This is a genomic window from Chryseobacterium scophthalmum (assembly GCF_900143185.1).
Taxonomy (GTDB): Bacteria; Bacteroidota; Bacteroidia; order Flavobacteriales; family Weeksellaceae; genus Chryseobacterium; species Chryseobacterium scophthalmum.
This window is the reverse complement of the sequence record NZ_FSRQ01000002.1, coordinates 458,050-470,495: the sequence shown is the minus strand read 5'-3', so window position 1 is coordinate 470,495 and position 12,446 is coordinate 458,050. Positions and strand designations below refer to the sequence as shown.

General features: G+C 34.2%; 14 protein-coding genes. 8 read left to right on the top strand and 6 right to left on the bottom strand.

Going from position 1 to position 12,446, the window contains the following annotated elements; genetic code table 11:
* Positions 1–156: 156 nt before the first annotated feature.
* Positions 157–867 (top strand): YfgM family protein, encoded by a 711-nt coding sequence (locus BUR17_RS12415; protein WP_074230680.1) that lies wholly within the window; start codon positions 157–159, stop codon positions 865–867.
* 3 nt (positions 868–870) lie between these two features.
* Complete coding sequence (gene ribH / locus BUR17_RS12410; RefSeq protein WP_074230679.1) at positions 871–1,386, top strand: 6,7-dimethyl-8-ribityllumazine synthase; 516 nt, start codon at positions 871–873, stop codon at positions 1,384–1,386.
* A 34-nt stretch (positions 1,387–1,420) separates the two neighbouring features.
* Here ribH and BUR17_RS12405 read toward each other — a convergent pair whose 3' ends face one another.
* From BUR17_RS12405 to BUR17_RS12395, 3 genes are read right to left on the bottom strand one after another with little or no spacing between them, the layout of a single operon-like run.
* A complete protein-coding gene (locus BUR17_RS12405) occupies positions 1,421–2,581 on the bottom strand; it encodes a glutathionylspermidine synthase family protein (RefSeq protein ID WP_185116690.1) in 1,161 nt (386 codons plus the stop codon).
* A gap of 5 nt (positions 2,582–2,586) precedes the next feature.
* Entirely contained in the window at positions 2,587–2,919 is a 333-nt protein-coding gene (locus BUR17_RS12400) for a hypothetical protein (RefSeq protein ID WP_074230678.1), read from the bottom strand.
* Positions 2,919–3,245: a hypothetical protein gene (locus BUR17_RS12395; RefSeq protein WP_143747584.1), complete on the bottom strand. Its 327-nt coding sequence runs from the start codon at positions 3,243–3,245 to the stop codon at positions 2,919–2,921. Before BUR17_RS12395 ends, BUR17_RS12400 begins: the two co-directional genes overlap by 1 nt.
* Before the next feature lie 66 nt (positions 3,246–3,311).
* Here BUR17_RS12395 and ypfJ point away from each other — a divergent pair, with 66 nt between their 5' ends.
* Positions 3,312–4,172 (top strand): KPN_02809 family neutral zinc metallopeptidase, encoded by an 861-nt coding sequence (ypfJ, locus tag BUR17_RS12390; RefSeq protein WP_074230676.1) that lies wholly within the window; start codon positions 3,312–3,314, stop codon positions 4,170–4,172.
* A gap of 42 nt (positions 4,173–4,214) precedes the next feature.
* Here ypfJ and BUR17_RS12385 read toward each other — a convergent pair whose 3' ends face one another.
* Entirely contained in the window at positions 4,215–5,051 is an 837-nt protein-coding gene (locus BUR17_RS12385) for a GLPGLI family protein (RefSeq protein WP_074230675.1), read from the bottom strand.
* A 145-nt stretch (positions 5,052–5,196) separates the two neighbouring features.
* On the opposite strand from BUR17_RS12385, the gene BUR17_RS12380 reads away from it, so the two are divergent.
* From BUR17_RS12380 to sufD, 4 genes are all read left to right on the top strand, one after another.
* Positions 5,197–5,526 (top strand): HesB/IscA family protein, encoded by a 330-nt coding sequence (locus tag BUR17_RS12380; RefSeq protein WP_066677384.1) that lies wholly within the window; start codon positions 5,197–5,199, stop codon positions 5,524–5,526.
* Positions 5,527–5,592: 66 nt separating this feature from the next.
* A complete protein-coding gene (sufB, locus tag BUR17_RS12375; protein WP_074230674.1) occupies positions 5,593–7,041 on the top strand; it encodes a Fe-S cluster assembly protein SufB in 1,449 nt (482 codons plus the stop codon).
* 137 nt (positions 7,042–7,178) lie between these two features.
* Positions 7,179–7,922 (top strand): Fe-S cluster assembly ATPase SufC, encoded by a 744-nt coding sequence (sufC, locus tag BUR17_RS12370; protein ID WP_074230673.1) that lies wholly within the window; start codon positions 7,179–7,181, stop codon positions 7,920–7,922.
* A gap of 101 nt (positions 7,923–8,023) precedes the next feature.
* On the top strand, positions 8,024–9,331 hold the full coding sequence (gene sufD / locus BUR17_RS12365) for a Fe-S cluster assembly protein SufD (RefSeq protein WP_074230672.1): 1,308 nt from the start codon (positions 8,024–8,026) through the stop codon (positions 9,329–9,331).
* Positions 9,332–9,399: 68 nt separating this feature from the next.
* Here the strand turns inward: sufD and BUR17_RS12360 are convergent, their stop codons facing one another.
* Both BUR17_RS12360 and BUR17_RS12355 read right to left on the bottom strand, forming a co-directional pair.
* Positions 9,400–10,323, bottom strand: coding sequence for a DUF3078 domain-containing protein (locus BUR17_RS12360; protein WP_074230671.1), 924 nt, complete (start codon positions 10,321–10,323; stop codon positions 9,400–9,402).
* 205 nt (positions 10,324–10,528) lie between these two features.
* The gene (locus BUR17_RS12355; protein ID WP_074230670.1) at positions 10,529–11,461 is read right to left on the bottom strand and encodes a DUF3078 domain-containing protein; all 933 of its coding nucleotides are present in this window, start codon (positions 11,459–11,461) and stop codon (positions 10,529–10,531) included.
* A gap of 199 nt (positions 11,462–11,660) precedes the next feature.
* Here BUR17_RS12355 and BUR17_RS12350 point away from each other — a divergent pair, with 199 nt between their 5' ends.
* Complete coding sequence (locus BUR17_RS12350; protein ID WP_074230669.1) at positions 11,661–12,428, top strand: rhomboid family intramembrane serine protease; 768 nt, start codon at positions 11,661–11,663, stop codon at positions 12,426–12,428.
* The last annotated feature ends 18 nt before the right edge of the window (positions 12,429–12,446 follow it).

The window sequence follows — 12,446 nt, the reverse complement described above, 5'->3', positions numbered from 1 at the left end:
AGTAAAGAGAGTTCAAATAAATCAAAAAATAACAATTCTCTATTAACAATTCACAATATTTACAAGTCTTTCATTCTCTTTTATTAATAATACAGATAAAGATTTTGTAAATCACTCAGAAACAATTAAATTTGCAATTCAATTTTTTAAGAATTTATGGCAAAATTGGGAAAAAATGCTCCAAATGAGCAAGAAGGTAAAGAAACAGTGGAATTCTTTAAAGACCTTGACAGAGAGGCTTTAAACACAGAAAGATTCCTAGAAAAATATCAGAAACCATTAAGCATTGCTTTTGGGGTTGTTGTTTTGGGAGTTTTAGGCTTTTTCGGATACCAGCAATTTGTGGTAGCTCCAAAGAATGCTGAAGCTGTAAAAACTTATTTAGCAGCACAAAAAAACCTTACAGAAGGTAAAGATAAAGAGGCTTTAGGTGGAAAATCTGCAGCTAATCCTGGATTTTTAGGAACTTATAACGAATATTCTTCTACGAAAGTGGGTAAACTTTCTGCTTACAACGCAGGTTTATTAAAATTAAAAGAAGGAAAATTTCAGGAAGCTCATGATCTTTTAGACAAATTTTCTTCTGATAACAAAACATTGATGGCAATGAAGTTTGGCGCAATGGCAGATGCAAAATCTGGTCTTAATAAAAATGACGAAGCTTTAGCATTGTTAGACAAAGCTGCTTCAGCATCTGATGATCCTTATACTTCTTATTATTTTACAAGAAAAGCAGGGATTGTAGCTTTAGGAATGAAGAAAAATGCAGAAGCTAAAAAATACTTTGCAACAATCGACGAAAAATATCAGGACTACGACAACGGAATGTCTGATTCTTATATCGAAATGACTAAATATTTAAATTAAAACATGGCAACAGTTAATCTTTCAGATTACAAGCCACTTAATATAACCAATGCCGAAGATTTTTCTATCGGCATTGTTTTTTCTGAGTGGAATGACTTTGTAACATACAATCTACGCGATGCAGCTTTAGAAATTCTTGAAAAAGAAGGCGTAAAAGCTGAAAATATAAAACAGTTTTCCGTTCCGGGAGCTTTTGAATTAAATTATGCAAGCATGCAGCTTTGCAAAGAACGAAAGTTTGATGCAGTAATTGCAATCGGATGCGTTATCAGAGGAGAAACTCCACATTTTGATTTCGTTTGTGATGCAGTGGCACAAGGAATTAAAGACTGTAATATTTTAACCGACACTCCAACTATTTTCTGTGTTTTGACAGATGATACCAAAGAGCAATCAATCGCAAGAAGCGGGGGTGATCTAGGAAATAAAGGTGTTGAAGCAGCAGTTACGGCTTTAAGTATGATCAATTTTAAAAGAAATCTTTCTGATAAAAAAGGAAATATCGGTTTCGGAAATTAAAATCTGAATCTATTGAAATAAAAAAAGGAGCTTTTTACAGCTCCTTTTCTTGCATGTAAATTTTGTTTGAATCTATCAAATGAGGGATAAACCTACTCTGGTTATTAGTGATCAAATGTACACTTTCTCGGATCCCAATTCCGCCAGATTCTTGCCCGATTACCCAACTTCCGATGACAGGATAATTTCCATTGAAATTGGGAAGCTCAAATAATTGCTGGTAAATAAAACCTTCTTTGCCGTAATCACCGCTATTTTCTTCTATCGCAACATTATTTTTAAATAAACTTACATTAGCTCCTTCTCTGGAATAGATGGGTTTTTTAACGAAGTCTGTCAAATGTTTTGGTTCAAAATAACATTCCAGCAAATACGGATGATTAGGAAATAGTTCCCAAAGAATCGGCAAAATAGCTTTTGAGGAAAGAAGAACTTTCCAGGCAGGTTCCATCCACTGAGATCTGAAATTATTACGGATTAATTTCTCGCCAAAACCATCTTCCAGGATCCATTCGTAAGGATATAATTTAAAAATATATTCCATAATGGTTTTGTCTCCGGCAAGGAATTCTTCAATATCTTCTGCCCAACCAATATCTTGGATAGGAATAAATTCTGTTTCAAAACCTGCTTGTGTAGCACAGTCCCGTAAATACTCCACATTGGTTACGTCTTCAATATTCGTTAATGAAGCAAAATAAATATAATGCGGATTCATGTATTTTTTAAGATACGTCCAATAATCAACCAATTTTTCGTGAATAGAATTGAACTGATCTTTGTATGGAAACATTTCCTGCAGCCAATACCACTGAATGACCGACGCTTCGTATAAAGAAGTCGGCGTATCTGCATTGAACTCGAGAAGCTTCAGGTTTTCACCATCAAAACCAAAATCAAATCTCCCGTAGATAGAAGGATGATCTTCTTCCCAACTTGTAATAATATAATTTCTAAAAGATTCGGGGATATTAAATTTGTCCCAAAGATTTTTTTCAATAATATAATCTACAGCCTGAAGACACATCTGCCACAATTCGGTCGTAGCGTTTTCTATTTTGTTGATTTCATCTGATGAAAATTCGTAGTAATGACTTTCATCCCAGTAAAGACCTTCCAAAGAATGATAGCCAAAACCAAGGTTTTCAAGTTTATGTTCCCAATTTTTTCGGAATTGCGATTGTATTCTTTTCATAATATCTAAGATGATGCTCTGAAACCACTTTTTCCTAATCCTCCTCTTACTACATTTCCTTTATAAGTGCTTCTTCCTATATTAGATTTTGTACTGATGGCATCGCTGTAATATCCCGCTTTTTGATAAGCACCATTGCTGTATGCTCCATAAGGTCGGAATGCATGGTACAACAAAAAACCAGTCATAAAACCATGCGATCTGGAATAAGATGCAGTAGTATCTGATCTCATGTAAACCTTTTTCTCTTTATCCCAGTGATTTTTTGGCTTTTCCTGAGAACAGGAAGCAAGAATTCCTGTGACGAAAAGTAATTTTATAGAACTAGACTTTTTCATTACTGAACGGTTATATAAAATTCGTAATCTTTTTTCACTTTAGCGTTATGCTCATTTCCGGCCTCATCTTCTACGGTCTGCAATGTATCTCCCAAACTCGGAATAGTATCTCTTTTTATAATTTCTTTAAAGAGTTTATTATTTTTCCAGATCTTATGTTTTGTTATTAAAACATCTGCAGTATCGATGTGCTGCACAGAAAGCTCGGTTTCGATTGCCGATTTTTTATCAATATCTTTTACTTCATCTTCTTTGGATTCACTGTCGTTACAGGCAGTAATACCCATTAAACTAAAAAACAAAAGAGCAATTTGAATTTTTCTCACTTTAATTGTAATTTTTGACAAAAATATTATTTAAAATTTTAACTTTACTCTTAAAATTATTTTAATATGAAATGGACTGAAGACCGAAGTACAAATGTAGACGACAGACGTGCTTCAGGCGGTAGCGGAGGCGCAATTGTTGGCGGCGGATTAGGCACAATAATTATTGCTGCTATTGTATTTTTCTTAGGTGGTGATCCTTCTGCAATTCTTTCTTCAGGAGTTTCAAATACTGGTGCGCAGACTGAGCAAAGAGAGCTTACAGAAGCTGACAAAAAAATTGGTGAGATGATCGAAATGATTACCGCCGAAAACGAAGAAACCTGGACTAAAGTTTTCGCAGAAAATGGCCTTCAATATCGACCGGCAAGAGTCGTTTTATTCAGAAGCAATACAGATTCCGGATGTGGATTAGCACAATCTGCAATGGGGCCGTTTTATTGTCCGACAGATCAGTCTGTTTATATGGATATGAGTTTCTTTAATGAGCTACAAGAGAAATTTGGAGCAAAAGTAACCCAATTCACTGTAGCTTATGTTCTCGCACACGAAATGGGACATCACGTACAAAATCTTTTAGGAACTTTAAATGAAACCGATAAAGCAAGACGTAGCGGAAAATATTCTGAAGCACAACTTAATCAGATTTCTGTAGCAACAGAACTTCAGGCAGATTTTTATGCCGGACTTTGGTCTAGAGTTACGGGTGACAGAGAAAAATCATTTATAGAGCCTGGAGATTTAGAATCAGCACTCAATGCTGCAGAAGCAGTTGGTGATGATAATATCCAAAAAAGATCACAAGGTTATGTAAATCAGGAAAGCTTTACCCACGGTTCATCAGCACAACGTAAAGAATGGTTTATGAAAGGATATAATTCCGGAGACATCAAACAGGGAGACACTTTTAGTCAACTTTTAAGATAAAAAAAGGTCTGAAGAAATTTCTTCAGACCTTTTTGTTTTATTTTATTTTAGCTCGATAGGATTACTATTTCGCTTCGCCTCTTCTTTTGCTCTTTCTTCCATTCGCTTTCTCATATCTGCAGGATTTTGATTTCCACCGCCGCCAATTCTCATTGGAGCAGAAATTCCTCCGCCTCCACGTTGGCTATTCATAAAAGACGCCGGATCAGTTTTATATTTTTCCTGTTGTTTTACATAATCCGTTCTTTTTACTTTCATAACGTTTCCAAATGTAACCATTTCAGGAAAGTCAGAAATCTTATAGTTTTTCATTAAATCGAAAGAATAATCTCCGGTAGAATCTTCCGCTTTTACAACCAAACCGGGAAGCCCGCTGAATTTATAAGGTCCATCCTGATAAGGAAGATCTGTGGTAAACCATGCCGTCCATTTTCTTCCGCCAAAATCCGTTTCAGCCTTTTGTACTTTATAATCACCAATTTTTGTGGTTTCAGATAAAATTTTCCAGTTCAGAGGTCTATCTTCTTCGTAAGAATATTGATCTCTTCCCAAACGATCTTTGTAAATAATTTTCTGATCTTTTTTATTTTTTTCGATTGAATAATTAATATTCGTTCTCAAACCATCCATTTGTTCTCTGTTAAAACCTCTCGCTCCCCCACTTTGAAAGTTGGCTTTCATTACAGAATCTCTTTTAATTCTATTCTCAGAATAGAACATTGATTTTTCTGCTGAAATGTCTAAATAAGCATTTTCAGTTTTAATATCACTTTTATTATTGATATCTGGTTTTGAGGTTACCTGATAAACAAATCTGTTAGTTTGTGCGAAAGTAACCTGCGCAAGTAAGGCTACAGCAAGGATGCCCAATTTTTTCATTATTTTCCTGATTTATAGTTTTGATTTTAAATACACATCAAAGTTAAAGCATCGATGATAAAAATCGATAAAATAAAAACGTCGATTTTTATTTACTGATTATTGTTTGTATTTTTGCAAGATTAAATCATTCTAAATTAATACAATGATAAAGGTTTCAGATCAGGCAAAGGTAAAAGCGATTCAACTGATGACAGAAGATGGCTTTAACCCTGCTGAAGATTATATAAGAGTTGGGGTAAAAAGCGGTGGATGTTCAGGACTGGAGTATATGTTAGGTTTCGACAATAAACAAAACGAAACAGATCAGATTTTTGAAGATAACGGAATAAAAATCGTTGTTGAAAAAAAATCTATACTTTACTTGGCAGGTACCACTTTAGAATATTCCGGAGGTTTAAATGGAAAAGGATTTATTTTTAATAATCCTAATGCATCCAGAACGTGTGGTTGTGGAGAGAGTTTTAGCTTATAATTAGACATTGGAACTATTGATTTGGAACTATCTGAATCTTATTTCTAATTTCTAAAATCTATTAAAATGAGTAAATATACTGAAGACGATTTAAGAGTCGACTTAGAAAATAAAAAATATGAATTTGGTTGGGAAACCAAGATTGACTACGAAGATTTCCCAATTGGTTTAAATGAAGACATTGTCCGTGCAATTTCTGCGAAGAAAGAAGAGCCGGAATGGATGACAGAATGGCGTTTGGAATCATTTAAGATTTGGTTGAAAATGGCTGAGCCTACTTGGGCGAATATCAAATACGAAAAACCAGATTTTCAAGCAATAAAATATTATGCTGCGCCAAAAGCAAAGCCTGAATTGGAAAGCTTAGATGAAGTTGACCCGGAATTATTGGCAACTTTTGCAAAATTAGGAATCAACATAGAAGAACAGAAAAGACTTTCGGGTGTTGCTGTTGATATCGTAATCGATTCTGTTTCTGTAAAAACAACATTTCAGGATACATTGGCTGAGAAAGGAATTATCTTCTGCTCAATCTCTGAGGCAATCAAAAATCACCCGGATTTGGTAAGAAAATACCTTGGAAAAGTAGTTCCAAGAGGAGATAACTTTTATGCAGCACTGAATTCCGCAGTATTTTCTGACGGAAGTTTCTGCTATATTCCAAAAGGGGTAAGATGTCCGATGGAACTTTCAACTTATTTCAGAATTAATCAGGCAGGAACAGGCCAGTTTGAAAGAACACTTGTTATTGCAGATGAAGGAAGTTATGTTTCTTATCTGGAAGGTTGTACTGCTCCGTCAAGAGATGAAAATCAGCTTCACGCTGCCGTTGTAGAGTTAATAGCAATGGATAATGCTGAAATTAAATATTCTACCGTTCAAAACTGGTATCCAGGAAATGAAGAAGGAAAAGGTGGAGTTTTCAATTTCGTAACCAAAAGAGGTCTTTGTGAGTATAAAGCAAAAATCTCTTGGACGCAAGTTGAAACAGGTTCTGCTGTAACTTGGAAATATCCTTCTTGTATCTTAAAAGGTGATGGTTCAATCGGTGAGTTCTATTCTATTGCGGTAACCAACAATCATCAGTATGCAGATACCGGTACAAAGATGATCCACATTGGAAAGAATACAAAATCAACGATTATTTCTAAAGGAATTTCTGCAGGAAAATCTCAAAACTCATACAGAGGACAGGTAAAAGTAATGCCTTCTGCAAAAGGAGCAAGAAACTTCTCGCAATGTGACTCATTATTGATGGGTAACGAATGTGGAGCGCACACTTTCCCTTACATCGAGATTAAAGATCCAACTGCACAGTTAGAACATGAAGCTACAACTTCAAAAATCGGTGAAGACCAGATTTTCTACTGTAACCAAAGAGGTATCGATACGGAAAGAGCAATTGCTTTAATTGTAAATGGTTTCAGTAAAGAAGTTTTAAATAAACTTCCAATGGAATTTGCTATTGAAGCTCAGAAATTATTGGAGATTTCTTTGGAAGGTTCTGTTGGATAACACTTCTGCTCCGCTCAGCCTGACACGTTTTTTGTCATTCTGAACGAAATGAAATGGAGTGAAGAATCTCAATTAAAAGATTTCTCCTTCGTCGAAATAACAAAAATTAAATTATAAAAAAGTTTTAAACATATATAATGTTAAATATCAAAAACTTACACGCCAGAATTGAAGATGGCGCACAGATATTAAAAGGTATCAATCTTGAAATAAAACCGGGCGAAGTTCATGCGATCATGGGACCAAACGGAGCCGGAAAATCTACTCTTTCTTCTGTAATTGCAGGGAAAGAAGATTACGAAGTTACTGAAGGTGAAATTTTATTTGATGGTGAAAACATCATCGAAGATGCTCCTGAAGAAAGAGCTCACAAAGGTATTTTCCTTTCTTTTCAGTATCCTGTAGAAATTCCTGGAGTTTCTGTGACCAATTTCATTAAAGCAGCTTTAAATGAAAACAGAAAAGCAAACGGATTAGAAGAAATGCCTGCAAAAGAAATGTTGGCAATGATTCGTGAAAATTCTGAGAAATTAGGTATTAAAAAAGATTTCCTTTCTAGATCATTGAACGAAGGTTTTTCGGGAGGTGAGAAAAAAAGAAACGAAATATTCCAGATGATGATGCTGAATCCTAAATTAGCTATTTTGGATGAGACAGATTCAGGATTAGATATCGATGCATTAAGAATCGTTGCAGATGGTGTAAACACTTTCAAAAACGAAGGAAATGCAGTTCTTTTGATTACGCACTATCAAAGATTGCTTAATTATATTCAGCCTGATTATGTACACGTTTTAGCGAACGGAAAAATCATTAAAACAGGCGACAAATCTTTAGCATTAGAATTAGAAGCAAAAGGTTACGACTGGTTGCTTAATTAATTTAAAGATTCAAAGCATTTAAAAATTTAAAAATTAAACGCAATATTTGTCATTCTGTAGGAATCTAAACTTTTTACGACGACAAAATAAACGTTCAAATAATGAGTTTAAACGAACAAATTTTAAATAATCACAGCGAATTTCTTAGTACCCTTCGTCACCGTTTTTTAGATGAAACGAGAGTTGAAGCATTAGGGAAATTTGTTAAACTTGGTTTTCCTACAAAGAAAGACGAAGAATATAAATATACCAACATTAAAGAAATCATCGAGAAAGATTATAATTTTTTCCCGAAAGAAAGCCATAACATCACCAAAGAGCAGCTTGATGAGCTGCATTTTGGAGAAGAAAATTTTGACTGGATTGTTTTTGTAAACGGTCAGCTTCACAAAGAGCTTTCTAAGATTTCTATTGAAAACGCAGAGTTTTTATCATTCAATTACGCTTTGAATGACGAAAATCATAAAGATGTTTTCGATACCTATTTCAATACAATTGCAGCAAAAGATTTAGCTTTTACTAATCTGAACCAGGCGTATTGCAAATATGGTTTCTTCCTAAAGATACCTAAAAACGTTGTGATTGAAAAACCAATTCACGTTTTTTATCTTTCTCAAAATCAGGAAGAAAACACATTTTACAACACAAGAAATTTATTGATTGTAGAAGAAGGAGCAAAAGTTGAAGTGATTGAAAGCCACCACAATTTTGATGAAACGTATGTTTTCACCAATTCTGTGACAGAAATTTTCACATCACCGAATGCAAAAGCAGATTGGCATAAATTGCAGAATGACAACGATACTTCTTATTTGGTAGATCATACTTTTGCAAAACAGGAAAGAGACAGTTTAACGACAGTTAATACTTTTTCTTTTGGCGGAAAAATCGTTAGAAATAATTTAGATTTTATTCAAAACGGATCGAATATCAATTCTTTCATGAACGGAATCACGATTATCGGTAAAGATCAGTTGGTAGATCACCACACTGCTGTTCACCACAATCAGCCAAACTGTGAAAGTTACCAGAATTATAAAGGTATTTTTAAAGATAAATCTCACGGAGTTTTCAACGGAAAAGTTTTTGTAGATAAATTGGCACAAAAAACCAATGCTTATCAGCAAAATAATAACGTTCTTTTAAGCGAAGGAGCTACAATTGATACAAAACCTCAATTGGAGATCTTTGCAGACGACGTGAAGTGTTCTCACGGTTGTACAGTTGGACAACTGAATAAAGATGCTTTATTTTATTTGAGAGCAAGAGGAATTTCTAAAAAAGAAGCTCAGGCTTTATTGTTATTTGCTTTCGCAAACGATGCAATGCAGAATATCGACATCGAGCCTTTAAAGGAGAAAATTTCAAAGCTTTTGACAGAAAAACTGGAAGTTAATATTGAGTTTTAAACTCAAAAAAAACATATATAACAAGGAAGCACTTCAAATTGAAGTGCTTCCTTTTGTATTAAATTTAGCTATTTCTTCAGCCAAGATTGGTTATCTTTTCTTTCAGATCTTTTCACGCCGTTGTCAATATTATAGGCAAAACCAACTCCCAAAGTTTGTTTCAACTGAGTTTTCTGAATCTGATTGTGATCATACAAAACATCAACGGTAATATTGGTTGAAATAAATCTATTTATTTTCATATTTAAAACAGCGCCATAAGAAAGCACCAACCTTTCCGGATGATCGATATAATTTGAAAATACCGAGCCTGTATTGATTAGGCTAATGTTTTCCATTAATTTCATTTTATAAATAGCCGTTCCCAAGAAACCGAACTGAAACAGCATAGAATCGCCATCATTTTTCAAACCATAAGTTCCGGCTTTTTGAAGCTCTTCATCAAGAACAAAAGTCATTCTTGCATTGGCAGGTCTTAAAGTCATTGTAAAATTATCATTTGGACGATATGTAACACCAACACCAATATTCACAAAACCCGGAGCCATAAAATTGGAAAGTTTAGCTGCTTCAGGATTATTTCCATCTTCATAACCAGCTGCAAATTGAGACTGTAAACTTGCACCTGCAGAAAGATACCAGTTTTTTACAAATTCTTTTCCAAAATTGGTTGATAGATTAATGACATCCTGAGTTTTTCGTGTTCCGACTCCTTTAGTGTTATTTTGTCCATATCCCAAAACAATAATGTTTTCCCAGAGATATTTGCCTTTTTCGTAAGTAAGATTATAGTTTACTCCGGCAAGCCAACCTACATTGTTGGCTCCACCACCTACCCAATTTGAAAAGGCAGCCTGATTGAGCATTAATGTGTTTTGAGCCTGAATAGACCATGCTTTTAAAGTATCTGCTGCAGGTGAATCTGCATTTGTTTCCTGAGCAGAAACATACATTCCCAGAAATATGGAAATTGGCAATAAAATTTTTCTCATGATTAATTTATTTTAAAAATGGTTTATTTCTTTTAAATAAAAAATACATACTATTTCATGGAAATCAGTATCATTTATGTTTATCTAAGGTATTAAAAATACAACTTATCTTAAACAAGATTTAATTAAATTAAAAAAATCACAATTTTAAGCATAAAAAAAGTAACTCAAATCTGAATTACTTTTCCTAATATTTATTTTTAGATTATTTCTTTAACCACCATTGATTATCTTTTCTGGCTGAACGTTTTACACCATTATCAATATTATACGCAAATCCTATTCCGAGTGTTTGTTTCAGCTGAGTTTTTTGTATCTGATTATGATCATACATTACGTCTACCGTAACGATGGAAGAGATAAACCTATTGATTTTCATATTTAAAAGCATATTGTACGAAAGCACCATATGATCTGGTTTATCAAGATAATTTGAGAATATAGAAGCTGTATTGGTCATTTCAATATTTTCCATCAACTTTACTTTATAGATTGCAGAACCAAGAAAACCGAGCTGCATCAGGAAAAAATCACCATCCGACTTTAAGCCATAATTTCCGGCAAGCTGAAGCTCTTTATCAAGGACAAATGTAAACCTTCCGTTGGCAGGTCTTAAAGTTACAGTGAGATTTTCGTCAGGTCTATAAGTTATCCCTAAACCGGCATTCACATAACCCGGAGCCATAAAATTTGATATTTTTTTTGCTTCTGGATTATTTCCATCTTCAAAACCTCCCGAAAACTGAGAAAGTAAACTCGCTCCCGCAGAAACATACCAACTTTTTGAAAACTGTCTACCGTAGTTTGTAGAAAAATTAAGAACATCTTGTGTTTTTCTGGTACCAATTCCTTTTGTAGTATTTTGCCCATAATTTAAGATGATAATATTTTCCCAAAGATGGCGTCCTTTTTCATAGGTAAGATTATAATTTGCACTTGCAAGCCAACCTACATTATTGGCTCCCCCACCAACCCAGTTAGAAAAAGCTGCCTGATTAAACATCACACTATTCTTGGCAAGAACAGACCAATGTCTTGGCTTTTTAATAGTATCAACTGCTGCAGAATCACTGATAATTACCTGTGCAAAAGAACTTACACTTAGATAAATAAAAAATAACATGAAAATCTTTCTCATAAATCCAAAATTTTTACGCCACAAAAATAAGTAAAATTATTTTCAGGACATTTTTAGAAAACCTTTTGCAGAAATCTCTCATCTGTAAATATTTCATTTTAAAATCATTACTTTTTGTCTTAAATCAATTGCAATATCCCAAATCATCGCCAAAATTTCCGAAATTTATACTTGGCTTTTGATTTGACATCTTACCTGCATGATTAAAAATATAATTCACAAAAAAGCATTTATCGCTCCCTTATTGATGCTTGCTGCAATGTGGTTTGGATACCTTTTGCAGACAATGGGATTTTTCTCGAGCTGTTTCGGGGCAATTATTCCGCTTTTGCCTGAAGGTTTATTGGGAATCATAACTTCGCCTCTTTTACATGGCAGTATCGATCATATTATAGGAAACTCTATCCCGATTGCAGTGCTTATGTTTTTATTATATCAGTTTTATTCTGAAGTAGCCACCAAAGTTTTTGTGATGGGTTGGATAAGTACAGGTCTTCTTCTTTGGCTGTTGCCTCCCATCGATATTATGACAGGAGAGTATAATTACACATGCACCATTGGAGCGAGTGGTGTTGTCTATGTTTTGGCATTTTTTCTTTTTTTCAGTGGAGTTTTTAAATGGAATATGAAGCTTTTGACGATTTCACTTCTCGTAGTTTTATACTATGGAAGCTTAATCTGGGGAATGTTTCCGGAAGAGCTTTTTAATAATCTTGACGAACCAAGTAAAATTTCTTGGCAGGCTCATTTATCCGGTGCGTTAATGGGAAGCGCAATGGCTTATATTTTTAAAGGATCAGGCGAAAAGAAAAAAAGATATATCTGGGAATTCCCCAATTACTACAGCGAAAAAGACGATAAACTTTGGCAGGAATACAAAGAAAACCATCCTGATGATTTCCTGGAATTGCCTTATAAAAAAAATGAAGATGTTTGGGATTATTTGGAAGAATTAAGGCGAAAATAAATCCTAATTTGCTACATT